21 protein-coding genes are annotated in these 23,494 nt (G+C 55.6%); 11 read left to right on the top strand and 10 right to left on the bottom strand.

Annotated features, from left to right (window positions below; all coding sequences use genetic code 11):
* The first annotated feature begins 347 nt into the window (after nucleotides 1–347).
* The 3 genes from OCH02_RS07925 to OCH02_RS07915 all read left to right on the top strand — a co-directional run bounded on the left by OCH02_RS07925 (nucleotide 348) and on the right by OCH02_RS07915 (nucleotide 3,163).
* Nucleotides 348–1,865: a PLP-dependent aminotransferase family protein gene (locus OCH02_RS07925; protein ID WP_261430682.1), complete on the top strand. Its 1,518-nt coding sequence runs from the start codon at nucleotides 348–350 to the stop codon at nucleotides 1,863–1,865.
* Between the two features lie 123 nt (nucleotides 1,866–1,988).
* Entirely contained in the window at nucleotides 1,989–2,441 is a 453-nt protein-coding gene (locus OCH02_RS07920) for a GNAT family N-acetyltransferase (RefSeq protein WP_261430681.1), read from the top strand.
* Nucleotides 2,442–2,461: 20 nt separating this feature from the next.
* Nucleotides 2,462–3,163, top strand: a complete 702-nt coding sequence (locus OCH02_RS07915) for a GNAT family N-acetyltransferase (RefSeq protein WP_261430680.1) — start codon at nucleotides 2,462–2,464, stop codon at nucleotides 3,161–3,163.
* 51 nt (nucleotides 3,164–3,214) lie between these two features.
* Here the strand turns inward: OCH02_RS07915 and purB are convergent, their stop codons facing one another.
* The 5 genes from purB to rluE form a co-directional block, all read right to left on the bottom strand.
* A complete protein-coding gene (gene purB / locus OCH02_RS07910) occupies nucleotides 3,215–4,585 on the bottom strand; it encodes an adenylosuccinate lyase (protein ID WP_261430679.1) in 1,371 nt (456 codons plus the stop codon).
* Nucleotides 4,586–4,607: 22 nt separating this feature from the next.
* On the bottom strand, nucleotides 4,608–5,234 hold the full coding sequence (hflD, locus tag OCH02_RS07905) for a high frequency lysogenization protein HflD (RefSeq protein ID WP_012006445.1): 627 nt from the start codon (nucleotides 5,232–5,234) through the stop codon (nucleotides 4,608–4,610).
* 2 nt (nucleotides 5,235–5,236) lie between these two features.
* The gene (gene mnmA, locus OCH02_RS07900; protein ID WP_017892507.1) at nucleotides 5,237–6,340 is read right to left on the bottom strand and encodes a tRNA 2-thiouridine(34) synthase MnmA; all 1,104 of its coding nucleotides are present in this window, start codon (nucleotides 6,338–6,340) and stop codon (nucleotides 5,237–5,239) included.
* A gap of 95 nt (nucleotides 6,341–6,435) precedes the next feature.
* A complete protein-coding gene (locus OCH02_RS07895; protein ID WP_017892508.1) occupies nucleotides 6,436–6,882 on the bottom strand; it encodes an NUDIX hydrolase in 447 nt (148 codons plus the stop codon).
* A gap of 34 nt (nucleotides 6,883–6,916) precedes the next feature.
* Entirely contained in the window at nucleotides 6,917–7,543 is a 627-nt protein-coding gene (rluE, locus tag OCH02_RS07890; protein WP_261430678.1) for a 23S rRNA pseudouridine(2457) synthase RluE, read from the bottom strand.
* 132 nt (nucleotides 7,544–7,675) lie between these two features.
* Here rluE and icd point away from each other — a divergent pair, with 132 nt between their 5' ends.
* A complete protein-coding gene (gene icd / locus OCH02_RS07885; protein ID WP_012006449.1) occupies nucleotides 7,676–8,929 on the top strand; it encodes an NADP-dependent isocitrate dehydrogenase in 1,254 nt (417 codons plus the stop codon).
* An 88-nt stretch (nucleotides 8,930–9,017) separates the two neighbouring features.
* Nucleotides 9,018–9,458, top strand: a complete 441-nt coding sequence (gene tolA / locus OCH02_RS07880) for a cell envelope integrity protein TolA (protein ID WP_261430677.1) — start codon at nucleotides 9,018–9,020, stop codon at nucleotides 9,456–9,458.
* A 123-nt stretch (nucleotides 9,459–9,581) separates the two neighbouring features.
* On the opposite strand, the gene OCH02_RS07875 is transcribed toward tolA, so the two are convergent.
* Together OCH02_RS07875 and OCH02_RS07870 are read right to left on the bottom strand one after the other, a co-directional pair.
* Nucleotides 9,582–10,703, bottom strand: coding sequence for an AI-2E family transporter (locus OCH02_RS07875; RefSeq protein WP_261430676.1), 1,122 nt, complete (start codon nucleotides 10,701–10,703; stop codon nucleotides 9,582–9,584).
* 384 nt (nucleotides 10,704–11,087) lie between these two features.
* On the bottom strand, nucleotides 11,088–12,311 hold the full coding sequence (locus OCH02_RS07870) for a CynX/NimT family MFS transporter (RefSeq protein ID WP_261430675.1): 1,224 nt from the start codon (nucleotides 12,309–12,311) through the stop codon (nucleotides 11,088–11,090).
* Nucleotides 12,312–12,599: 288 nt separating this feature from the next.
* Between OCH02_RS07870 and OCH02_RS07865 the strand changes: the two genes are divergently transcribed.
* The 3 genes from OCH02_RS07865 (at nucleotide 12,600) to OCH02_RS07855 (ending at nucleotide 15,956) form a co-directional block, all read left to right on the top strand.
* Nucleotides 12,600–13,637 carry a LacI family DNA-binding transcriptional regulator gene (locus OCH02_RS07865; RefSeq protein ID WP_261430674.1) on the top strand — a complete coding sequence of 346 codons (1,038 nt, stop codon included), beginning with the start codon at nucleotides 12,600–12,602 and terminating at the stop codon, nucleotides 13,635–13,637.
* A gap of 208 nt (nucleotides 13,638–13,845) precedes the next feature.
* Entirely contained in the window at nucleotides 13,846–14,769 is a 924-nt protein-coding gene (locus OCH02_RS07860) for a sugar phosphate isomerase/epimerase (RefSeq protein WP_261430822.1), read from the top strand.
* Between the two features lie 14 nt (nucleotides 14,770–14,783).
* A complete protein-coding gene (locus OCH02_RS07855) occupies nucleotides 14,784–15,956 on the top strand; it encodes a Gfo/Idh/MocA family protein (RefSeq protein WP_261430673.1) in 1,173 nt (390 codons plus the stop codon).
* Nucleotides 15,957–15,989: 33 nt separating this feature from the next.
* Here OCH02_RS07855 and aldA read toward each other — a convergent pair whose 3' ends face one another.
* Nucleotides 15,990–17,429: an aldehyde dehydrogenase gene (gene aldA, locus OCH02_RS07850; protein ID WP_261430672.1), complete on the bottom strand. Its 1,440-nt coding sequence runs from the start codon at nucleotides 17,427–17,429 to the stop codon at nucleotides 15,990–15,992.
* Between the two features lie 303 nt (nucleotides 17,430–17,732).
* Here aldA and rhaT point away from each other — a divergent pair, with 303 nt between their 5' ends.
* Nucleotides 17,733–18,767, top strand: coding sequence for an L-rhamnose/proton symporter RhaT (gene rhaT, locus OCH02_RS07845; RefSeq protein WP_261430671.1), 1,035 nt, complete (start codon nucleotides 17,733–17,735; stop codon nucleotides 18,765–18,767).
* Here rhaT and rhaR read toward each other — a convergent pair whose 3' ends face one another.
* Nucleotides 18,768–19,640, bottom strand: a complete 873-nt coding sequence (gene rhaR / locus OCH02_RS07840; protein ID WP_261430670.1) for an HTH-type transcriptional activator RhaR — start codon at nucleotides 19,638–19,640, stop codon at nucleotides 18,768–18,770.
* A gap of 6 nt (nucleotides 19,641–19,646) precedes the next feature.
* Nucleotides 19,647–20,477 (bottom strand): HTH-type transcriptional activator RhaS, encoded by an 831-nt coding sequence (gene rhaS, locus OCH02_RS07835; protein WP_261430669.1) that lies wholly within the window; start codon nucleotides 20,475–20,477, stop codon nucleotides 19,647–19,649.
* Between the two features lie 287 nt (nucleotides 20,478–20,764).
* Between rhaS and rhaB the strand changes: the two genes are divergently transcribed.
* On the top strand, nucleotides 20,765–22,237 hold the full coding sequence (gene rhaB / locus OCH02_RS07830; RefSeq protein ID WP_261430668.1) for a rhamnulokinase: 1,473 nt from the start codon (nucleotides 20,765–20,767) through the stop codon (nucleotides 22,235–22,237).
* Nucleotides 22,234–23,490, top strand: a complete 1,257-nt coding sequence (locus OCH02_RS07825) for an L-rhamnose isomerase (RefSeq protein ID WP_261430667.1) — start codon at nucleotides 22,234–22,236, stop codon at nucleotides 23,488–23,490. The genes rhaB and OCH02_RS07825 overlap by 4 nt, the downstream gene beginning before the upstream one ends.
* Nucleotides 23,491–23,494: the final 4 nt, after the last annotated feature.

Genomic DNA, 23,494 nt, shown 5'->3' with positions numbered 1-23,494 from the left:
AGGGGCTTTTTGAGAAAGTTACGCCAGGGCGGCGTAGGGTTGTGCTGTTGTGACATAATTCCACTTTGAACATGCATCACAATAATGTCCCTGCAGGCAATACGAACCTACGCCGCTGCTATCCGGCAGCGGTGAACAGGCGGGGATGAGTAATGAAAAGTAGACAACCACATTAAGAGCAAGCTGCTGGTATGGTTATATTGGTTTAAGGCGGGCGCTTCGAATGAACGGTGGATGATCTGTTTCAAACATTTTGTTCACACCCACATTGATTTCGATTAATTAACCAACAACGCCACCGCTGGTTTACCCTCCTGCGGTACGGGAAATCTCTGATCCGGAATAGCATGAAACACAGCGGTGACAGCCAGCAGGACGTTTCGCCAGATGCGATACAGACAAGCTTTATTGAGCATTTACGACAAGGAATGACGCGTAAGGCTGCGCTGCATCTGACAATCAAACAGCAGGTGACGGCGGGTGACCTGAGCTACCTGGCAAAATTGCCACCCAGCCGGGTTCTGGCGGCTCGATTGGCGATTTCACGCGATACCGTCGAACAGACCTATGCTCAACTGGAAGCGGAGGGCTATATTGCCCGTGCCGTGGGGCGCGGTAGCTTTGTCAGCTACCAGCAAGACACTCTGATCGGTCGCGAACTGCTGGCGACTGACAACACCGACCAGGCCCTGCTGGTGGAGCGAGAGCTGAGTGTGCATGGCCGTTCCTTGTTGATTGCTGCCCATGCTCCGCATACCCGCCGCAGCGGCTCGTTGACCCCCTCACTGCCCGATTTGCGCCTGTTCCCCATCGACAGTTGGCTGCAATTGGAAAGGCAGGCGGTGCGGCAGGGGGCGGAGCGCCTGCTGGGTTATGCCGATCCTCAGGGTTTGGTGGAATTAAGGGAGGAGATCATTGAGTATCTACGGCGCGAAAGAGGGGTTAAAGCCAGCACCGAACAGGTGATTGTGGTGACCAGTTCCCAGCAGGCGCTCTCGCTGTGTACTCAGGTGCTGTTTAATCCCGGCGACCGGGTTTTTGTGGAAGAACCCGGTTATCAGGGCGCGAAAAAACTGGTTCAGTCGGCGGGATTAATCGCCCAGCCGATTGAGGTGGATCCTTGTGGGATGGATATTGATGCGTTAATAAATACCGAAGAGGGCGGACGGGGCGTTTATATTACGCCGTCCCACCATTATCCGCTGGGGCATTCACTCAGTATTGAACGAAGATTAAAACTGCTGGCATGGGCACAGCGTGAAAAGGCCTGGATCCTCGAAGATGATTACGATTCCGAATTCAATTATAACGGCCTGACTACCGCGGCGTTGCAGGGACTGGACCAATATCAGCGAACTTTATATATCGGCACTTTCAGCAAAAGCCTGTTTCCAGGATTGCGCATTGGTTTTCTTATTGTTCCCCCACAGCTAATTAAACCCATGGTGGCCGCCAAACAATTCCAGGATGGATATACTTCGGCGCTGCCGCAAATGACGTTATTTAAATTTATCAATGAAGATTTCTATGCCGAACATTTAAGGAATATGCGAAAAATATATCAGGCCCGGCTGGAGATTTTGCATGCGGCGGTGCATCAGTATCTTGCCGCCTGGACTCAGCCACGGTTACCGCAGGGCGGGCTGCAATTGGTTTGCCCGTTGCAGGACGCGGCTACCGAGCGACGGTTGATTCAGGCCGCTGCTGCGCAGGACATGAGGGTCTACGGGCTGATTGATTTTTATACCCATTCGCCAAGTGAAGGGGCGTTGGTATTTGGCTTTGCTGCCTATGCGCCCGACGAGATTGTAAAATTTATCAAAAAGTTATCATGCATTTTTTATTCGTTACCTATGCCAGGCTAAAGGCAGTCAGGGCGCTAAAATTGGTCTGCTCATTGTTATTAATTGGTCTGTGTTCAGGCTGCGTTGGCCGGTGTATCCTGTTGGTATTACGTTACTTTTTCTTAGAAAAACCCGTGAGGCAACATGCATCCAGTAAACAGTGAAGTAGTAGTACGCAGAATACAAACCGATGATAAGTCACAATGGTTGGATCTTTGGCAGGGATATCTTCATTTTTATCGGGCGGATATTTCGGCGCAGGTAACCGACCATACCTTCGAACGTTTATGTGAAGAGCCGCAGGTTTATGGTCTGGTGGCGGAAGATAAAGACGGCAAGCTGTTGGGATTGATGAATCTGATATTCCACCCTTCGACCTGGAGCTCTGTTGGCTATTGCTATATTGAAGATCTCTATGTTTCGCCCGCGGCGCGCGGCAAGAAAGTGTCTGAAAAACTATTTAATCAGGCCTATCGCTTGGCGGATGAAAAGGGCTGTGATCGGGTTTATTGGGCGACGCAGGAATATAATTCTCCGGCTCGTTCGCTGTACGATAAAATAGGTAAAAGAACGTCGTTTATTATTTACGAACGTTAACGGCAGGTTGCGGAGGCTTTATGGTGATCAATCAATTCGGCCAGCCGGTGGGTGAGCCATTATCCGATTGGCAAGCGGCGAAACGGCCCTGCGGTGAGACGCTTGACGGGCGCTTTTGTCATCTGGAACCGCTTGAGCCACAGCGCGATCATGTCGCGTTGTTCAGTGCTTTCCAGCAGGCACCCGATGGCCGCGACTGGACCTATTTATCGATAGAGCGGCCGGAAAGCCTTGCTGCCATGCTGCAGCATCTGACAACCTTGCAGGCGAACCCCACGTTGGCTAACCTGACGGTGTTTGACTGCGCAAGCCAAACGCCGGTCGGGACGGTTGCCTATATGCGCATCGATGAAGGTAACGGCGTGGCGGAGATTGGCCATGTCAGTTGGTCACCCGCGATGAAGCAGCGCTCGAGCGCCACCGAAGCGATTTATCTGATGTTGCGACACCTGTTTGAGGACTTGGGGTATCGTCGCTGTGAATGGAAGTGCGACAGCCATAATGCACCATCCAAACGGGCGGCGGCGAGATTCGGCTTCAGCCATGAGGGCACTTTCAGGTATGCGGTGATCACCAAGGGCCGCAGTCGTGATACCGACTGGTTTGCCATTACCGCCGACCGCTGGCCGACAATCAAGGCCGGCTTTGAGCGATGGCTGGATCCCGACAACTTCGACGAGCAAGGGCAGCAGAAAAAACGCCTGCAAGAGTTGATGGGATAGACGTCAAAGAGGCGGCCAAATGGCCGCCTCTTTGTTACCGGAGCAAAACTGTTACTTCAATTCATCGACCATGGTCGCAGCGCGGCCAATGTAATTAGCCGGGGTCATGGCTTTCAGACGAATTTTCTCTTCTTCCGGCAGCGCCAGGCTATCGATAAACGTCTGCATACCGGCAGCATCCACACGTTTGCCGCGAGTCAGCTCTTTCAGCTTCTCGTAGGGCTTTTCGATGCCATAACGGCGCATTACGGTTTGGATCGGCTCGGCCAACACTTCCCAGTTGTGATCCAGTTCGTCCAGCAGGTGTGCCTGGTTCACTTCCAGCTTGCTGATGCCTTTCATGGTCGCCTGGTAGGCGATCAACGCATAACCCAGGCCGACGCCCAGGTTACGCAGCACGGTGGAATCGGTCAGGTCCCGCTGCCAGCGAGACACCGGCAGTTTGCTGGCCAGGTGGCCCAGTACCGCGTTTGACAGGCCCAGGTTGCCTTCGGAGTTTTCGAAGTCGATCGGGTTAACCTTGTGCGGCATGGTAGAAGAACCGATTTCACCGGCGATGGTTTTCTGCTTGAAGTGATTCAGGGCGATGTAACCCCAGATATCACGGTCGAAGTCGATCAGGATGGTGTTGAAACGCGCTACGCAGTCAAACAGCTCGGCGATATAGTCGTGCGGCTCGATCTGAGTGGTGTATGGGTTCCAGATAATGCCCAGCGAGGTAACAAACTCTTCGCTGAACACATGCCAGTCCACTTCCGGGTAAGCGACGATGTGGGCGTTGTAGTTGCCGACCGCACCGTTGATTTTGCCCATGATTTCCACGCGCTCAAGCTGACGGAACTGACGCTCCATCCGGTAGGCGACGTTGGCGAATTCTTTACCGACGGTAGACGGGGTTGCCGGCTGGCCATGGGTACGAGACAGCAGCGGAATATCGCGGTATTCCAGCGCCAGGCCCTTGATCGAATCGATGATTTTACGCCAGTACGGCAGCAGCACATCCTGACGTGCCGTTTGCAGCATCAGCGCGTGCGACAGGTTGTTGATGTCTTCGGAGGTACAGGCAAAGTGGATAAATTCGGACACCGCCTGCAGGGCAGGGACCGCTTCGACTTTTTCCTTCAGGAAATACTCAACCGCTTTCACGTCGTGGTTGGTAGTGCGTTCGATAGTCTTGATGCGTTGCGCGTCTTCTTCACTGAACTCTGCGACGATCTTATCGAGGAAAGCGTTTGCGTCGGCGTCAAAAGCCGGAACTTCCCTGATTTCTGCGCAGGTGGCCAGTTTTTGCAGCCAACGTACTTCAACCTGCACACGAAATTTCAGCAGACCGTACTCGCTGAAAATGGTGCGCAGTGCGCTGACTTTATCACCGTAGCGTCCATCAACGGGGGAAACGGCGGTCAGTGAGGATAATTCCATCGGTAGCAACTCCTGGGATCTATTAACAATGAGCAACGATATTTTGCGCCTGTTTGAACAGACGATTACGGGAAAACATTAACTGCAGGCGGCTACCGCCAACCTGTTGCCACAGCACGGCGGCACGGATGCCCGCCAGCAGTGCGGCGCGAACCTTGGCCTGCACCTGCGGATTCTGCAGAATAGCCGGTGAACCTGTCACCTGAATGCGCGGCCCGAGCGGGCTGACGACGTCGACATAAATGCCGGCCAGCGCGCTGATAATAGTGTCTGATTCCAGATCAAAATGCGCCAGTTGACGTTCAAGCTGGCCGAGACGTTCGCCAAGCTGGTTCATTGCCTGTTTGTTGGCGTTGAGTTTGCGTTCCAGCACCATCAGGCTGATGGTGTAACGGGTCAGCTCGGCGGCCAGGCCTTTATTGTTGGCATTAAGCACGCCCATCAGCGTCTCAAGGCCCATTTTCAAATTACGTTCTTCACCGCCGAACACCGCCAGCGTGGAAGGAGGATCCATCTGCAGCAGGCTGCTTAGCGAGGTATGAAAGGCCTCGCGATCGCATTGGCCTTCGTGCGCCAACTGCTGGACCAGACGCGCAGTCTGGCTGATCCCGGCCATCGCCAGCGTAATGTCATAATAGTTCTTCGCCACGATTACTCCTGTAAACGCTGTTCGATAATGCCGCCGCCGAGGCAGATTTCATCCTGATAGAACACGGCTGACTGACCTGGGGTGACGGCGGCGACCGGCTCGTCGAAACGCACTTCAATGCGTTGTTCGTCAAGCGGGGTGACGGTGCAAGGAATATCCTGCTGGCGATAACGGGTTTTCACCGTACAGCGGAATGGCCCGCTCAGCGGCAGGCGATCGACCCAATGCAGTTGCTGCGCGATCAGCCCGACGGACATCAGGCGCGGATGCTCATGCCCCTGCGCGACCACCAGCACGTTGTTGGCGACGTCTTTGTCCACCACGTACCATGGATCTTCGCTGCTGTCCTTCATGCCGCCGATGCCCAGCCCTTTGCGCTGGCCCAGGGTGTGGTACATCAGGCCCTGATGTTCACCGACGGTCTGGCCGTCGACGCTGACAATCGGGCCTGGCTGTGCAGGCAGGTAGCGGCCGAGGAAGTCGCGGAATTTGCGCTCGCCGATAAAGCAGATGCCGGTGGAGTCTTTTTTCTTGGCGGTGACCAGTTCGAGCTGTTCAGCGATGCGGCGTACCTCTGGTTTTTCCAGTTCACCGACCGGGAACAGGCTTTGTGCAACCTGCTCGTGGCTCAGGGTGTAGAGGAAATAGCTCTGGTCTTTGTTGCCGTCGACACCGCGCAGCAGACGGCTTTTGCCGTCCACGTCCTGGCGACGCACGTAGTGGCCGGTGGCGATGAAATCTGCCCCCAGATCTTCTGCGGCGAATTCCAGGAAGGCTTTGAATTTGATTTCTTTATTGCACAGGATGTCCGGGTTCGGCGTGCGGCCGGCCTTGTACTCTTCCAGGAACAGTTCAAATACGTTGTCCCAGTACTCTGCCGCGAAATTCACCGTGTGCAGCTCGATGCCGAGTTTGTCGCATACCGCTTGTGCATCGGCCAGATCGGTCGCTGCGGAGCAGTACTCTTCATCATCGTCTTCTTCCCAGTTCTTCATAAACAGCCCAGCGACCTGATAGCCCTGTTGCTGTAACAGATAGGCAGTAACGGAAGAGTCGACGCCGCCGGACATACCGACGATTACTTTTTTCTGGCTGTTGTCTGACATGGGGATCTCGCGAACTTGAACACTAACCGTGCTGATAAAAAACAAGCGCAGGATTTTACCACGTTGCCCTCGTCGGCGCACGGCACTTATTTATCTCAGAACGGCCAGTCATAGCTGCTGACCAGCGACAGCGGGTAGCGTTCCGGCTGCTGGTAACAACGAATGCTTTCGGCGACTAGTGCGGAGCGCAGGTTGGGCGCATGTAAAATCTCTTCGGCGCTCAGCCACAAACAACGGTCGATATCACTGTCGTGCGGCTCGGTCGGCAATTGCTGCTCCAGCTCAATGACAAAACAAAAGCGCAGAAACGGCGTGTTGTCCGGTGCGATCCACTGGTGCAGCTTGAGGAACGACTGCGGCGTGGCGCGAATGCCGGTTTCTTCCCACAGCTCGCGTTCGGCCGCTTGTACCAGCGTTTCATCGGCCTCGAGGTGGCCGGCCGGCTGGTTCCAGAGTGCCTTGCTGTTAATGGTCTCTTCGACGATTAAAAACTTGCCGGCGGCGTGAACCACGCAGGCAACGGTAACGTGCGGTTTAAACATGGTGGCCCCTTACAGCGACGGATTGACGGGCGGATTACAGCGAATCAAGGCATTTCCATTCACCGGGTTGCAGTTCCCCCAATGACATATTACCCATACTGTAGCGAATCAGTCGCAGGGTAGGGAAGCCGATATGCGCAGTCATGCGACGTACCTGGCGGTTTCGTCCTTCATACAGGGTGACTTTCAGCCAGGCTGTGGGAATCGATTTGCGCTCGCGGATTGGCGGATTGCGCGGCCATAGCCACTGCGGTTCGGCGACCAACTCCACGCCGGCCGGCAGGGTCGGGCCATCCTTGAGCGTGACGCCGTTGCGTAAAGAGACTAAATCGCTGTCCTGCGGCGCGCCTTCTACCTGCACGTAATACACTTTGCCGGTGCGTTTGCCCGGCTCCGTGAGCTGTGCCTGCAGCTTACCGTCATTGGTTAACACCAATAATCCTTCGCTGTCGCGGTCCAGACGCCCGGCGGCGTAAACATCAGGAAACGGAATGAATTCTTTCAGGGTAGTGCGGCCGGCCTCATCGGTAAATTGCGGCAGCACATCGAAGGGTTTATTGAATAACACCACGCGACGCGGCCCCTGTGCGACAGCGGGTTTGGCGGAGGCTGGCGGGCTGAATCGTTTAACTTTGTGATTTCTAACAGGGAATTTTTTCATAACAGTTGAGATTACGGATGATAGGCGCATTATAACCGAATCCGTTTCGGATTGGCGCGGACAGAAAATTCCAGTAGTATCTACACGCATCTTACAAAGCATTAACAAAAATTGCGCTTGAAGGAGAGGTTGATGGAAAGCAAAGTAGTTGTTCCGGCAGAAGGTAAAAAGATTACGGTCGATGCCCAGGGTAAACTGGTTGTTCCGAATAACCCGATCATTCCGTTTATCGAAGGCGACGGCATTGGCGTCGACGTTACCCCTGCTATGATTCACGTGGTTGATGCAGCAGTAAAAAAAGCCTACCACGGCGAACGTAAAATCTCCTGGATGGAAATCTACACCGGCGAAAAATCCACTCACGTTTACGGGAAAGACGTGTGGCTGCCGGAAGAAACCCTGGATCTGATCCGTGACTACCGCGTTGCCATCAAAGGCCCGCTGACTACCCCAGTCGGTGGCGGTATTCGCTCCCTGAACGTGGCCCTGCGCCAGCAACTGGATCTGTACGTATGTCTGCGTCCGGTGCGTTACTACCAGGGCACTCCAAGCCCGGTTAAACAGCCAGAGCTGACCGACATGGTGATCTTCCGCGAAAACGCCGAAGACATTTATGCGGGTATCGAATGGAAAGCCGGTTCTGCCGAAGCAGACAAAGTAATCAAATTCCTGCGCGACGAAATGGGCGTGAAGAAAATCCGCTTCCCAGAGCAATGCGGTATCGGCGTGAAGCCATGCTCTGAAGAAGGGACCAAACGTCTGGTTCGTGCAGCGATCGAATACGCAATCACCAACGACCGTGACTCTGTGACCTTGGTTCACAAAGGCAACATCATGAAGTTCACCGAAGGTGCCTTCAAGGATTGGGGCTACGAACTGGCGCGTGAAGAGTTCGGCGGTGAGCTGATCGACGGCGGCCCATGGCTGAAAATCAAGAACCCGAACACCGGTAAAGAGATCGTGGTTAAAGACGTGATCGCCGACGCCTTCCTGCAGCAAATCCTGCTGCGTCCGGCTGAATACGACGTGATCGCCTGTATGAACCTGAACGGTGACTACATCTCCGACGCCCTGGCCGCACAGGTTGGCGGTATCGGTATCGCACCGGGTGCCAACATCGGTTCCGATTGCGCACTGTTCGAAGCGACCCACGGCACTGCACCTAAGTATGCCGGTCAGGATAAAGTGAACCCAGGTTCCATCATCCTGTCTGCAGAAATGATGCTGCGTCACATGGGCTGGTTCGAAGCGGCTGACCTGATTGTTAAAGGCATGGAAGGCGCAATCGCTGCCAAGACCGTGACCTATGACTTCGAACGCCTGATGGAAGGCGCTAAGCTGCTGAAATGTTCAGAGTTTGGCGACGCTATCGTTAAACACATGTAATGGTGTTTTAGCGTTAAATGATAACGGGAGCCTGATGGTTCCCGTTTTTTATTGTTCTTTCCAGTGACTATTCTAAAAGAAGGGAATCATGAATAGCGTTCATTCAGGATTTAAAAAAAACCTGCCGGCATTAATGCTTATTGTCGTCTCACTATGGCTGACAGGCTGTACCAAGACGAACGCTGTGGCTAACGCTGGGCCGTCTTCGGAGGGGGTCGACGATCTTTTTGCTGCCCTTGATGGCAAAGCAACTCCTGCAGCAGGGGATGAGGTCAGCCACTATGCCGGGCAGATACGCGCTGCGATTCAGCGCCATTTTTATGATGCCAACGCCTATGCCGGCAAGACATGCGCTTTAAGAATGAAGTTTGCCCCGGATGGGATGCTTTTGGATGTCCGCTCTGAAAGTGGTGATCCTGCGCTTTGCCGGGCTGCTATAAAGGCAATCACAAATACCCGTTTCCCTAAGCCGCCGTCACAAGCGGTTTACGGTGCTTTTAAAAATTCCGTACTGGAATTTCGCCCCTAAGCGGCTGAATGACAAAACTATCGTTAAAGCATGTAATTGTGTAAAAGCATTTGAACAACAACGGGAGCCACAGGGCTCCCGTTGTTTACTGCCAGTTAACCGCTACCCGACAGGGGCAATGTTTCAATCCACCTTGGTGGCATCTGGGTGATTTTTGCCTTCCTCGATAAAATCTTCATCAATCTCATCGGTGGTTTCGGCACTGTCGCGGCCGGAAAGAATATTCCAGCAGGCGATGAACAGGGCGGCGATAAGCGGGCCGATGACGAAACCATTAATGCCGTAAATTTCCATACCGCCCAGGGTTGAAATCAGGATCAGATAGTCCGGCATCTTGGTGTCTTTACCCACCAGCAGCGGGCGAAGGATGTTGTCGACCAAACCGATGATCACTACGAAGAAGCCCACCAGGAACAGGCCTTTCCACAGCATTCCCGTAGCGAAGAAATAGATGGCGGCGGGTACCCAGATAATGGCGGAACCTACGGCAGGGATGATGGACAGGAATGCCATCAATGCGGCCCACAGCAGGCTGCCTTCGATACCGGTGATGTAAAACGCCAGGCCGCCGAGTGCACCTTGCACTATTGCAACCACTACCGTGCCTTTCACCGTCGCGCGGGAAACCGCAGCGAATTTTACAAACAGATGATGTTTAACGTGCTCGGATAAGGGTAAGGCTTCAAGCGACAGGTTAACCAGATAAGGACCGTCTTTGAGCAGGAAGAACAGCAGATAGAGCATTACGCCAAAACCAACGGCAAAGTTGAAGGTGCCTTTACCAATCAGGAACACGCTACCGGCAAGATATTGCCCACCTTGCAGCGCCACCTGTGAAAGTTTCTTTTGTATTTCTGCCGCGTTGTCGAGGTTATGCTCGGTAAGGAAATGGCGAGCCCAGCCAGGCAGTAGCCGCAGGGTATCAGCCAGAACTACCGGGAATTGGGCGTTATTACCCTGTAATTTGGTGTAGACGACGTTAAGCTCAATCGCCAATGAAGACGCAATAATCGCCAGGGGCGTAAATACGATCAGACAGATTACTGCGACCGTCAAAAGCGACACCAGGCCGTTTCTCTCCCCCAGATACTGTTTAAGTTTTTGTTTCACCGGATGGAAAATCACCGCCAGGATGATCGCCCACAGGACGGACGAATAATAGGGACCCAATACGTCCAGAAAAGCGGCGGTAACTATGAAAAGGATCAGAATAAAGAATCCCTTTGAAATATCCTTAGACATCATACCCGTCCCTCTGATGATAGATTTCTTCGCCAATGCCGTATTCAATGGTATTGACACTTCTTGAAGATTAAACCCTATCATCACAAACGCGTAACAGGTAGCGGATTTTATAGATGAACAATTAATAAAACTTATTAGTCATCATCTGTTCAGCAGGGGGATTTGAGTGGGAGATACATGCTCATGGCAACCAAATCCTCCAGCCTGATAACCCCGTCCCCCTTTTCGGAAGAACCTGGGGTTAATAACAGACCAGGGAGGGGTATTGAGGCTGTTTTATCGCTGACCTATATAGCCATTATTTGCGTGGCTGACACGATAACGCTTATGTGCGAAGTGAAAAACGGGCTCAGAGTCATTTGATTTTATACCGGGTGTAATGCGTCATACGTCGCCTGGCGGATTCTTGGCCCCGGATGTCAGCGTTAACGCCAAGATGCTTCCCAGCACCGCGGCGGTCAACACCAGACCGGCGGGCGCGGTCCAACCGGCATAGGCCACCAGCGTGCTCAAGACGATAGGGCCGACCACCTGACCGAGATAAATGCCTTGCATTACCAGACCCAGACTTAGTGGGATCAACGTGGGCTCGGGTGCGGCCGCCGGAGTGGCAGCCAGAATGGTGGCAGGCAGCATGCCTCCGATGGCGCTAAACAGTAGACACAGCGGGATCAGCATGGCGTTCGGCGTCGCTGACAGGAAGACCCCGGTCCCGGCCAACCCCATCAGCAAGCTGGCCAGAGCGAGCAGGTCACGGACTCGCACTCCGCGAGAAAGCAATACTCCGGCAAACAGGTTACCAAGAATATTGACGGCAATGACTGCCGCACTGACGCCACCGGCGGCGACCAGCGTCAGCCCGATACGTTGCATCAGGAATATCGGCAGAAAGGCCATCACGGCAAAGAATTGCAGGTTATAGGTGGTAAATATCAGGGCCAACAGCAGCGGTTGTCGGGCGCGAATGATACGGAGCAGCGCCTGACGCAGCCTGAGTGTTGTCGCGGTTGCGGAGGTTATCACACTGCGCTGAGTGGTGAATGGCAGCAACAGCGCTGCCAGCAGGGTCAGAGTGCCACCGGCGATCCAACTCTGTTGCCAACCGGCGAAGTGCGGGCCGAAGAACAGGGATAGGGCCATGCCTGCGGGCATGAAAGTACTCCAGATGCTGAACACCAGATTACGTTGCTGCGGCGCTACCAGCCGGGTCAGAACGGTCGGCGCGGCCACTACCACAATGACAAAGCCAATCCCTTCGATAACGCGGGTGATGATCAAGCCGGTGAAGTCGTGCTGAGTCGCCCCGGCGAAGCTGGCGACGCTGACGATCGCCAGGCCCAGCCCCAGCAAGCGTCGGTCGCCCCAGCGGCGCACCAGTTGTCCGGCGGCGATGCCCCCGAACACGCCGATAAACGGAAAGGCGGAAATAATCCAGCTTAGCGACTCCAGCGAGCGGCCAAACTCGCGCTGCAGTTCAGGTAGGGCAATGGTCGCTTTGCCCACGTGCAGCGCAACGGCAATGCCAGCGAACACTACATTGGCGACCGCCAGCCACTGCGTTGTGGGGGCAGGGACTGAATCCACGGCGTCGAGCTTGGTCGCAGTCATGGTTTTCTCCTGGAAGATAAAAATCAGACTATGCGCTATGCCGAAATCATCGATAGTTCAATTATTGCTCTACTTGCCAACGCAACCGCACATTTCGAGCTTTATTGCTGAGGCCTATTCGTTATTTATCCCCCCTTAAGCGACTGACAAAAAAATTCTCGGTTTACCGCTAAACCCTGCCTGTCGTATTACGCATTAACGCGCCCGATCACACAAAAAAACGGCAGCCTGATTCCTTTCGGCGTCCGCTACATGATAGTTTTTATCAAAATCATGAGGGAGACGATTATGGCAGGCAAGAAAACCACCCTGGCTGCCATTGCCAGAGAGGCACATGTTGGCATCGCTACGGTTGATCGGGTAATAAACCAACGTGCGACGGTACGGCCGGAAACGGCACGCAGGGTAATTGCGGCGGCGCATAAATTAGGCTTCGCACTAGAAAAATCGCATCAACTGTTTGAGGCGGTGCGCCAGCCAACCGCACGAATTAAAATGGGTTTTATCCTGCTGCGCAAGGAACACTCGTTTTACGCTCAACTGGCGGATAGCCTGCTGGAACAGGCCGCACCCTATTACGACGCTGAGCATCCGCCACAGTTCATGTTTCATGATATCAGCGCGGTCAGCGACACTGCTGCCGCCATCGCGCAGCTAAGCCAACGTGTGGATGTGATCGGCGTGCTGGGGCTGGATAACCCGATGATCCGTTTTGCGGTGGAAGAGGCTACCCGGCAGGGGGTAAAGGTGTTTACGTTGCTGTCGGATTTATCGGTACACAGTCGCGCTGGTTATATCGGCTGGGATAACCAGCAGGCGGGTCGTACCGCCGGCTGGGCGGTGGAGCGCTTATGCCATCGGCAGGGCGATGTTGGGGTAATTATCGGCGATAACCGTTTTCTGTGTCAGGAAACCTGCGAAATCAGCTTCCGATCTTACCTGCGTGAGCACCTGAGCGGTCAGCGGGTGCTTGAGCCGGTACGCAGTCATGAACAGGCCGAAAGCGCCAGGCAAGTCACTCAAACCTTGCTGGAGCAGCATCCCAATTTGGTGGCTCTGTACGCGCCCTGCGGGGGTGTAGAAGGGATTATCGCTGCGCTGCGGGAAAGCGGCAGGCAGCATCAGGTGATGCTGATTTGCCATGGTCCGGTAGCAGGAGGGGAAATGGCGTTGATCGACGGCACGCTGGATCTGATGCTACGGCATCGTATCACCGAGTTTGCGGCGTCGGTCATCAGCACTTTTGTCGCCGCCACTGCCGGCGCATCTCCCGGTTTTAGTCACACCATTAACCGCTTTGATCTGATCACCAAAGAAAACCTCTGACAGTCGGCTCCCTCTAGAGGAGCCGTTTTCCATTACAAACATCCCAATCTCCCAGCGGCACCGGCCCGCCTGGTTTTGATAAAAAACCATCATTTGTACTATCAAAATTAACGCGATCACCATCAAAAAATGAAAGTTTCATCATTGTCGATTTCGAAACGTTTATTTAATACTGACGCCACATCGACGTCGACCAGGAATAAAAATGATGAATTTGCCGATTGCCAATGCGCCTTGCAGTTGGGGTGTGGATGACCCTAAAAACCCGCATCTTCCGCCTTACACCAACGTGCTGCATGAGGCGCGCACTGCTGGCTATCGCAGCATCGAGCTGGGGCCCTGGGGCTACCTGCCCACCGATGCCGCTATCTTAAGCGCCGAATTACAGCGGCACGGACTGTCGCTGGTGGCCGGCACTATTTTCGACGATCTGGTCAGCGAACAGAACTTCAGCAATCTCCTTGAGCTGACGCACAACATTTGCCGCAATCTGTCGCAGGCTCCCAAGGCGCAGCCTATCAACGCCGGTAATTTCTCACCGCCATATCTGGTGATTATTGATTTCGGTAATCCGCAGCGGGCCAAATTCGCCGGGCAGTCTTCGCTGGCACCGCGACTTACCCAGGCGGACTGGCAGCGGATGATCGGCCATATCATGACTCTTGGCAACATTGCCTGGCAGGAATATGGCGTGCGGCCGGTGGTACATCCGCATGCCGGTGGCTGTATCGAATTCGCCGATGAAATTGAGCGACTGGTCGAGCAAATTCCACACCAAACCGCCGGGCTGTGTCTGGACACCGGTCATTTGTATTACTCGGGCATGGATCCGGCCACCTGGATTGAGCGCTATTTTGCGCGCATCGATTACCTGCATTTCAAGGACGTCAACCCGCAGGTATTCCAGCAGGTGCTGGCAAATGGGCTGGATTTCTTCAGCGCCTGCGAACAGGGGGTGATGTGTCCCTTGGGCAAGGGGGCGATCGATTACCCGGCGGTGCGAGAATTATTAATGACGCGTGGTTATCAGGGGTGGATCACCATTGAGCAGGAGCGCGACCCACGTCATGCGCAGGCCAGCCTGAGTGATGTAACGGAAAGCCTCAACTATTTACGCACCCTCGGTTTTTAATCAGGAGAAACGTGATGATCAACGGCATTAAACCTTTGGGCCGCTCCCTGCGCTGGGGGATGGTTGGCGGCGGCGGAACCAGTCAGATTGGTTATATTCATCGTTCTGCGGCTCTGCGCGATGGCACTTTCTCCCTGGTCGCCGGGGCGTTTGATATTGATGCCCAGCGCGGGCGTCTTTTTGGACAGGGCCTGGGGGTCGCTGCGGAGCGCTGTTATCCGGATTACGCCACGCTATTTCGCGATGAGGCTGCCAGAGCGGATGGCATTGAGGCGGTTTCCATTGCTACCCCCAATAATACCCACTTTGCCATCTGCCAGGCGGCGCTGGCAGCCGGTTTGCACGTAGTGTGCGAAAAACCGCTGTGTTTCACCGCTGAAGAAGCGCAAGCGCTGGTCGAACTGAGCCAAAAACAGCATAAAATTATCGGGGTTACCTATGGCTACGCCGGACACCAATTGATCCTTCAGGCCCGGCAGATGATTGCCGCCGGCCTGCTGGGTGAGATCCGCATTATCAATATGCAGTTCGCGCACGGGTTCCATGCGGCGGCGGTGGAGCTGGAGAACCCCAGCACCCGCTGGCGGGTGGATCCCCGTTTTGTCGGCCCCAGCTACGTATTGGGCGATTTGGCTACCCATCCTTTGTTCCTGGCGGAAACCATGGTGCCGCAGCTAAAGGTCAAGCGCCTGATGTGCAGTCGCCAGAGCTTTGTCAAAACCCGGGCCCCGCTGGAAGACAATGCCTATGTGCTGATGGAGTATGACAATGGTGCCGTTGGCTCCCTGTGGTGCTCTGCGGTCAACAGTGGTTCGATGCACGGGCAGAAGGTCCGAATTGTCGGTGAGAAGGCCAGCCTGGAGTGGTGGGACGAGCAGCCAAACCAGCTGCGATTTGAAGTGCAGGGCGAACCGGTTCGCATTCTGGAGCGTGGTATGTCCTATCTGGATCCTATCGCACTGGCGGACGATCGGATTGGTGGTGGTCATCCTGAAGGATTATTTGAAGCCTGGTCGAATCTGTACCGACGCTTTGCCCTGGCGATGGACGCGACCGATCGGCAGGATCGGGCTTTTCTGGCCGATTTTTGGTACCCAGACGTTAATGCCGGGACGATGGGGGTGCGTTGGGTCGAAAACTGCGTGCGGTCCGCCGATGCCGGTGCCAGCTGGGTGGAGTTTCGCTAAGGCCCCGATACGGGGCCTTGTAACAAACATGACTCACCGGAATTGCAGATAGGCGACCTGCGTTTGCAGATATTCCTCCAATCCGTGGCGGCCATCGGCGCCGCCAATACCGGACTTGCGCCAACCGGCATGGAACCCTTGCATCGCTTCAAAGCTTTCACGGTTGACGTAGGTTTCGCCAAACTTTAATTGTTTGATGGCCATCATCGCCACGTTGAGGTCACGGGTGAAAATAGACGAAGTGAGGCCATATTCGCTGTCGTTAGCCATAGCGATCGCCTGTTCAAAGCTGTCGAAGCAGCAGACCGGCAGCACCGGGCCGAAAATTTCCTGGTGCATGATCTCCATCTCTTGCTGCACGTCGCAGAGCAGGGTGGGCGGGAAAAAGTACCCGCTGCGGGCCTCGCGCTGGCCGCCGATCACCAGCGTTGCACCCTGGCTTACCGCCCGCGCCACTTTATCTTCCACCCGTTGAACCGCCTCGGCGCTGATCAACGGCCCCATATCCAGCCCGGCTTGTTGCTCAGGGTTGCCAAAGGTGACCTGACGGAAAGCCTCGGTCAACCTGGCAATAAACTGCGGATAAATCTCTCGCTGTACGTAAACGCGTTCGGTGCAGTTACACACCTGCCCACTGTTGATGATGCGTGAGCGGACGATGGCTGTGACCGCCAGGTCGAGATCGGCATCGGCCATCACAATTGCCGGGGCCTTGCCACCCAACTCCAGCGACACCCTGGTGACGTTGTCTGCCGCAGCGTGCAGCGTGGCGATACCGGCCCCGACGCTGCCGGTCAGGCTGACCATGCCCACCTTCGGGTTGGCCGCCAGCGCCTGACCCAGCTCCGGCCCGTAGCCGGTCACCAGGTTAAACACGCCCGGCGGCAGGCCAATCTCATCTGCGATTTCGGCAAACAGCAGCGCATTGCCCGGCGTCAGCTCGCTGGGTTTGATCACGATGGTATTGCCGGTCACCAATGCCGGGGCGGCCTTGCGCGCAATCAGGAAGAACGGGAAGTTCCACGGCAGGATACCCACCACCACGCCGATGGCTTTTTTGAACAGGAAGATGTTTTCATTAGGCCGGTCGCTCTGGATAATTTCACCCTCATAGCGGCGCGCCCACTCGGCCATATAGTCGAGGTAGTCGGCAGTAAACAACACTTCCACTTTGGCCAATTCAGGTGTTTTACCGCCTTCGGTGACAATTAATTTCGTCAGTTCCGGCTCCCTGCGGCGTATGCCTTCGGCCAGTCGATGTAGCCACCGGCCGCGTTCAATCGCAGGTAGCGCCTCCCAGGCAGGCTGTGCGGCTTCGGCAGCGTCAATGGCCAGCCTGGCATCCTCCGCACCGCCTTGCGGAATTTGCATGATTGCTTGCTCGGTGGCCGGGTTGATGACATCAATCCAGCGCCCAGTGTTGTGGGCAATAAATTCACCGTTTATATACATCCGTTTTTGGTTCGGGGTCATGGCAGGGCTCCACAGGATTATTATTAATGCCTTGTGATGGTAATGACCTTCCTGTGTTAAAAACCTTTGTCTCACTGCCAGCCTCGTCGTCAGAATGGCAGCCAGAGCATGCTCCTCAGGCCGCTGTCTGCCACCCGTGCAGCCTTGCGATGAATTTGTGATCCCGGTCAGCGATACCTCTGGTATTTTGCCAGCTTCCGTCAGAACTGGCAGTCAGGCTAAGGTTGCGCGCCGGACAATATTCATAGACTCCTTCACGCCTGTTTTTTGTCCTCATCACAAGCAACGAAGGAATCAAAAACAATGAATAATGCTGTCATGTTGGGAATCCTGTGGCATCTGGTGGGCGCCGCCAGCGCCGCCTGTTTTTATGCCCCATTCAAAAAAGTGCGTCGCTGGTCATGGGAAACCATGTGGTCGATCGGTGGCCTGATGTCGTGGTTGATCCTGCCCTGGGCGGTGAGCTATATGCTGCTGCCGGATTTCTGGCGCTATTACAGTTCGTTCAGCCTGTCGACCCTGCTACCGGTGTTCCTGTTTGGCGCCATGTGGGGCATTGGTAACGTCAACTACGGCCTGACCATGCGCTATCTGGGCATGTCGATGGGGATTGGTATCGCCATTGGCATCACGCTGGTGGTGGGCACCCTGATGACCCCGCTATTGCAGGGGCGCTTTGTGGCGTTGTTCAGTTCCGCTGGGGGGAAGTTGACGCTACTTGGGGTGGCAATTGCCTTGCTCGGTGTGGTGATAGTTTCGTGGGCCGGAGTGCTGAAAGAGCGGGCGATGGGCATTCGCGCTGAAGAGTTCAACCTGCGTAAAGGACTACTGTTGGCGGTGATGTGCGGCATCTTCTCCGCCGGTATGTCGTTTGCCATGGACGCCGCCAAACCTATGCACCAGGCCGCAGCGGATTTGGGGATCGATCCGCTGTATGTCGCGCTGCCGAGCTACGTGGTGATCATGGGGGGCGGGGCATGGGTTAACCTGACCTACTGTTTTATTCGTCTGGCGGTCAGGAAGGATCTGTCAGTCAGGGCCGATTTCTCGCAGGCCAAATCGCTGCTGGTGGCCAACATGCTGTTTTCGTTACTCGGCGGCACCATGTGGTATCTGCAATTCTTCTTCTATGCCTGGGGCCACGCCAACATTCCCGCGCAGTATGACTTTATCAGTTGGATGCTGCACATGAGCTTCTATGTGCTGTGCGGCGGTCTGGTCGGGCTGTTGCTCAGAGAGTGGAAAAATGCCGGCCGTCGCCCGGTCTTCGTATTGTGCATCGGCTGTTTGACGATCATTCTGGCCGCTAATGTTGTCGGCCTGGGCATGGCGGGGTGATCAGCGTTTTACCCCGGCGGCGGGGAGCTCGGCGCGTTTAAAGCGCTGGCGCCAGGCGCTGGGGGTGATGCCGGTTTCACGAGTGAACACCACTGAAAAATAGTTGCTGTCTTCAAAGCCGCAGCGGGCGGCCACTTCGCCGATCAGTTCATCACTGCCGCGCAGCAGAGACTTGGCCCGGCAGAGTTGCAACTGCCGCAGGTAATGGCTGATGGTCATGCCGGTCTGCTGGCGGAACAGCTGTTTCAGGCTGCGTTCTGCCAGTTGATGGTGCCGGCAGAACGCTTCCAGCTCAAAACGTGCACCCTTGTCGCCCTGAACGGCCGCCATCAGCAAGTCCAGCTGTTCACCTTCCGGCAGTTGGTCGTCCCGGCCGACGGCATAACGATGGCGACGCAGAATTAGCACCAGTTGTAGAAACAGCGCCTCGGTGAGTTGGATCGACAGCAGGTCGGTTTTACGGCTTTCGAGCGCCAACTGCTGGATCACGCTGCGTGCCAGTGCCATTCCCCTGGTGGTCAGACGCCAGTGTGACTGGTGCTGGGCGTTGTCTGGTGGCAGCAGTTCCGCCCAGCCGATCGCCAGTCGGAAACGTTCCGGGCAGTAGAGTATATTGTCCAGCACCAGGTCGTTGACCGACTCATAACTGTGGCAGTCAGGGGCGCGGATATAAAACATATCCCCGCAGGTCACCCGCCAGGGCTGATCGTTCAGGACATGCATGCCGTTACCGCGCCAGACAATCACGATTTCACTGAACTCGTGAATGTGCGGCGGAAATGACGATTGGGGCGCACGATCGGCCACCGCCACCGGCATCAGTGCCGACGGCAAATAATCCTCTTTGATCAACAGCAGTGGGCTTTTCACCATGGCACCTCAGGTTAAGAAATCGTTCTGCCGTAGAGTACGGGGGGAATAGCCGAACTCGCGTTTGAAAAGCGTGGAAAAGTGATTGCTGTCACCAAATCCGCATTGGTAGGCGATATCGGTGATGCGCGTTTCATCCTGCCGCAGCATTTGCCGTGCCTGCAACAACCGCAGCCGGTTGAGGTAACGCTGCGGCGTGTTGCCGGTCTGTTTTTTCATCTGGCGATGCAGGGTGCGCAAGGGCAGGGAAAAACGGTCGGCCAACTCATCCCATTTGATCTCATCACCGTAGTTTTCCGCCAGCCAGTCCAATAGCCGCCGCAGACGGCCTTCCTGATCGTCAATAGAGGCAGCGATACAGCCCTGTCGTAGCAGCACCAGCAATTGCATAAACAGCAACTCCTGCTGTGCCAAATGTTCCAGGCTGAATGTTGCAGGGGTTTGTTCGAGCCGCTGAATAATGACTTGTACCTGTGCCAGCAGCTTGTTGTTGATGCGCCAGTGCGGCTGCGATTGTTCATTGCCCGCTTGCGGCAGCAGTTGCTCCAGCCTGGCAAGAAAGCGGAAGGCGTTGGGGCCGCGGTACAGTACGTTGGTCAGATGGAGATTTTCGGTTTGTTCGTAAAGATGCCGATCGCAATCGCGGATAAAACATACGCAGCCGCTGCAGAGCCTTTGTGGCCGGCCGTTCAGCACGTGGGTACCGGCGCCCTGTTCCACAATCACAATTTCATGAAAATCATGATGATGCTCAGGAAAGCTCGGCTGCGGCTCCCGGGGTTCGATAGCGACCGGGTAGGGGCTTGAAGCGAAAAAATCACTGCCGTGCAGGATAGCCATCTTTCGATCTCCGTTAACCAATCTTTAACAGATACTAAAGGAGGCGTCGGGTGGTCGCCTTTAATTTGCAACGTAAAAAGCGGTCATGCCGCGTTCATTTATCAAGAAAGGCGCGGAAAAATGCCAAAGTGCGCGCAGCGTCACAGGCGGTAAAAAAACAAAACGTGAGCTGTATCGCGTAAATCTTTGCCGTATTGCCAGCCCGCACGGTGGGCTGGCAGTGGTGATAAGGTGCCGTTTATCTGGGGTTTTAGACTGATGCCATCGATTCATCAGGAAGCCACCCCATGACCATTCGCAACATTGTCTCCATCGATCTTGGTGCCTCCAGCGGCCGTGTAATGTTAGGGCGCTATCAATCCGACGACCGGACAATCAGCCTGCAGGAAATCACCCGCTTCAGTAATCATCTGGTGTCGATCGACGGCCATGACTGCTGGGATATCGACGGGCTGGAGTACGCCATACGTCAGGGGTTGCAACAGTTGGACCTACAGGGCGTCACGCCGGACAGCATAGGTATCGATACCTGGGGCGTGGATTATCTGCTGCTCGATAACGAAGGGCGGCGCGTCGGGCTACCGGTTGCCTACCGCGACGCTCGCACTCACGGGCTGATGCAACAGGCGCAGCACGAGATGGGGGCGCAATGGCTGTATCAGCGTACCGGCATCCAGTTCTTGCCTTTTAATACCCTTTACCAACTGCGTGCCTTCAGCCAGCGCCACCCTGAATTGCTGGCAAGCGTCGCCCATGCCTTGTTGCTCCCGGACTACCTGCACTATCGGCTTACCGGGCAATTGAACTGGGAATACACCAATGCCACCACCAGCCAATTGCTGAATATTCACAGTGGAGACTGGGATCCGGCTTTGCTGGCCTGGGCCGGTGCCAAAGCGGCCTGGTTCGGTCGTCCGACGCCGCCGGGCAACACCCTCGGCCATTGGCGGATGGCCAATGGGGCGCTAGTGCCGGTCATTGCGGTGGCCACCCATGACACCGCCAGCGCCGTGCTGGCAACGCCGCTACGGGGTAAACACGCCGCCTACCTCAGCTCCGGGACCTGGTCGTTGATGGGCTTTGAGAGTCAGCACCCTTACACCGGCGCGGCGGCGCTGGCGGCCAACATCACCAACGAGGGCGGCGCGGAAGGGCGGTATCGGGTATTGAAAAACATCATGGGCCTGTGGCTGCTGCAGCGGGTGTGCGAGGAACTGAATATCACCGACCTGTGCCAACTGGTCGAACAGGCGGCGGCGCAGCCGGGCTGTCGATCGCTAATCAACCCCAACCATCCGCGTTTTATCAACCCGACATCAATGGTGCAAGAGATCCGCCAGGCCAGTGTTGAGCAGGGAATGCTGCCACCGCAAACGCCCCCGGCGCTGGCGCGCTGTATTTTCGATAGCCTGGCGCTGCTTTACCGCCAGGTGCTGGGCGAATTGCAGGCCTTGCGCGGGCATCCCTTCAGCCATCTGCATATCGTCGGTGGGGGTAGCCAGAACCCGTTGCTCAACCAGCTTTGTGCCGACGCCTGCGGTATCCCGCTGTCGGCCGGGCCCGTCGAAGCCTCGACGCTGGGCAACATCGGCAGCCAACTGATCGCGCTGGGTGAGCTGGCGGATGTCACCGCTTTCCGGCAATTGGTGGCAGACAACTTCCCGCAACAGACTTTTTCACCGCAGCCGTTCGAGGCCTTTACGGCCAACTGGCAGCGGTTCCAGATGCTTATTCCCACGACCAAGGAGCTTTGCTTATGACCCGACTTATTGAACAGGCGTATGAGTTCGCCAAAATACGTTTTGAGGATCTCGGCATCGACGTCGAGCAGGCGCTGGCGCAATTGGATGGTATTCCGATCTCAATGCACTGCTGGCAGGGCGATGACGTACGCGGCTTTGAAAATCCACAGGGAGCGCTGACCGGCGGCATTCAGGCCACCGGCAATTATCCGGGCCGGGCAACCAATGCCAACCAGTTGCGCGCCGATCTGCAGCGGGCCATGTCGCTGATCCCGGGGCCAAAACGGGTGAACCTGCATGCGATCTATCTGGAAAGCGAGGTGCCGGTGGAGCGTAATGCCATTGAACCGGCGCACTTCAGCCATTGGGTGGAATGGGCCAAGGCGCAGGGACTGGGGCTGGATTTTAACCCGAGCTGTTTTTCACACCCTTTGAGCCGCGACGGCTTCACCCTGGCCCATGCCGATCCGGCGATTCGGCGCTTTTGGATCGAACATTGTCAGGCCAGTCGCCGGGTTTCGGCCTATTTCGGCGAACAGCTTGGCACGCCGTCGGTGATGAATATCTGGGTGCCGGATGGCATGAAAGACCTCACCGTCGATCGTATGGCGCCGCGGCAACGTCTGTTGAGCGCGCTGGATGAGGTGATCGGCCAACCGCTGGATCCCCGCCACCATATCGACGCGGTGGAAAGCAAACTGTTTGGCATTGGCGCAGAGAGCTACACCGTCGGCTCCAACGAGTTCTATCTGGGCTATGCCACCAGCCGCCAGGTAGCGCTGACGCTGGATGCCGGACATTTCCATCCGACCGAGGTGATTTCTGACAAAATTTCCACCGCCATGCTGTTCGTGCCGCGTCTGTTGCTGCACGTCAGCCGTCCGGTGCGCTGGGACAGCGACCATGTGGTACTGCTGGATGATGAAACCCAGGCCATCGCCCACGAAATTGTGCGCCACGGCCTGTTTGACAAGGTGCATATTGGCCTCGATTTCTTTGATGCTTCGATCAACCGCATTGCTGCCTGGGTAATCGGCACGCGCAATGCCCGTAAGGCACTTTTGCGCGCGTTGTTGGAACCGGTGGAATTGCTGCGTCGTCTGGAAAATGACGGCGACTACACCGCGCGGCTGGCGATGCTGGAAGAGCAGAAATCACTGCCGTGGCAGGCGGTTTGGGAGATGTACTGCCTGCGCCACGAGGTACCCGCCGATGCCGGCTGGCTCAGCGAAGTTCGCCAATACGAAAAACACATTCTCAATCAACGTTAAGGGC

It is taken from the genome of Serratia quinivorans, assembly GCF_946227985.1.
GTDB classification, from domain to species: domain Bacteria; phylum Pseudomonadota; class Gammaproteobacteria; order Enterobacterales; family Enterobacteriaceae; genus Serratia; species Serratia quinivorans_A.
Note: the sequence above shows the minus strand (reverse complement) of the source record. Positions and strands in the feature narration are given on the sequence as shown.

Excerpts from the sequence above, each read along its gene's own strand:
- purB (WP_261430679.1), bottom strand. The coding sequence starts at position 4,585 with ATGGAATTATCCTCACTGACCGCCGTTTCCCCCGTTGATGGACGCTAC.
- rhaT (WP_261430671.1), top strand. The coding sequence starts at position 17,733 with ATGAATAATGCTGTCATGTTGGGAATCCTGTGGCATCTGGTGGGCGCC.
- OCH02_RS07825 (WP_261430667.1), top strand. The coding sequence starts at position 22,234 with ATGACCCGACTTATTGAACAGGCGTATGAGTTCGCCAAAATACGTTTT.
- rhaS (WP_261430669.1), bottom strand. The coding sequence starts at position 20,477 with ATGGCTATCCTGCACGGCAGTGATTTTTTCGCTTCAAGCCCCTACCCG.
- OCH02_RS07865 (WP_261430674.1), top strand. The coding sequence starts at position 12,600 with ATGGCAGGCAAGAAAACCACCCTGGCTGCCATTGCCAGAGAGGCACAT.
- rhaR (WP_261430670.1), bottom strand. The coding sequence starts at position 19,640 with ATGGTGAAAAGCCCACTGCTGTTGATCAAAGAGGATTATTTGCCGTCG.
- OCH02_RS07875 (WP_261430676.1), bottom strand. The coding sequence starts at position 10,703 with ATGATGTCTAAGGATATTTCAAAGGGATTCTTTATTCTGATCCTTTTC.
- rluE (WP_261430678.1), bottom strand. The coding sequence starts at position 7,543 with ATGAAAAAATTCCCTGTTAGAAATCACAAAGTTAAACGATTCAGCCCG.
- OCH02_RS07870 (WP_261430675.1), bottom strand. The coding sequence starts at position 12,311 with ATGACTGCGACCAAGCTCGACGCCGTGGATTCAGTCCCTGCCCCCACA.
- icd (WP_012006449.1), top strand. The coding sequence starts at position 7,676 with ATGGAAAGCAAAGTAGTTGTTCCGGCAGAAGGTAAAAAGATTACGGTC.
- aldA (WP_261430672.1), bottom strand. The coding sequence starts at position 17,429 with ATGACCCCGAACCAAAAACGGATGTATATAAACGGTGAATTTATTGCC.
- mnmA (WP_017892507.1), bottom strand. The coding sequence starts at position 6,340 with ATGTCAGACAACAGCCAGAAAAAAGTAATCGTCGGTATGTCCGGCGGC.
- OCH02_RS07925 (WP_261430682.1), top strand. The coding sequence starts at position 348 with ATGAAACACAGCGGTGACAGCCAGCAGGACGTTTCGCCAGATGCGATA.
- OCH02_RS07915 (WP_261430680.1), top strand. The coding sequence starts at position 2,462 with ATGGTGATCAATCAATTCGGCCAGCCGGTGGGTGAGCCATTATCCGAT.
- OCH02_RS07895 (WP_017892508.1), bottom strand. The coding sequence starts at position 6,882 with ATGTTTAAACCGCACGTTACCGTTGCCTGCGTGGTTCACGCCGCCGGC.
- OCH02_RS07860 (WP_261430822.1), top strand. The coding sequence starts at position 13,846 with ATGAATTTGCCGATTGCCAATGCGCCTTGCAGTTGGGGTGTGGATGAC.
- rhaB (WP_261430668.1), top strand. The coding sequence starts at position 20,765 with ATGACCATTCGCAACATTGTCTCCATCGATCTTGGTGCCTCCAGCGGC.
- OCH02_RS07855 (WP_261430673.1), top strand. The coding sequence starts at position 14,784 with ATGATCAACGGCATTAAACCTTTGGGCCGCTCCCTGCGCTGGGGGATG.
- OCH02_RS07920 (WP_261430681.1), top strand. The coding sequence starts at position 1,989 with ATGCATCCAGTAAACAGTGAAGTAGTAGTACGCAGAATACAAACCGAT.
- tolA (WP_261430677.1), top strand. The coding sequence starts at position 9,018 with ATGAATAGCGTTCATTCAGGATTTAAAAAAAACCTGCCGGCATTAATG.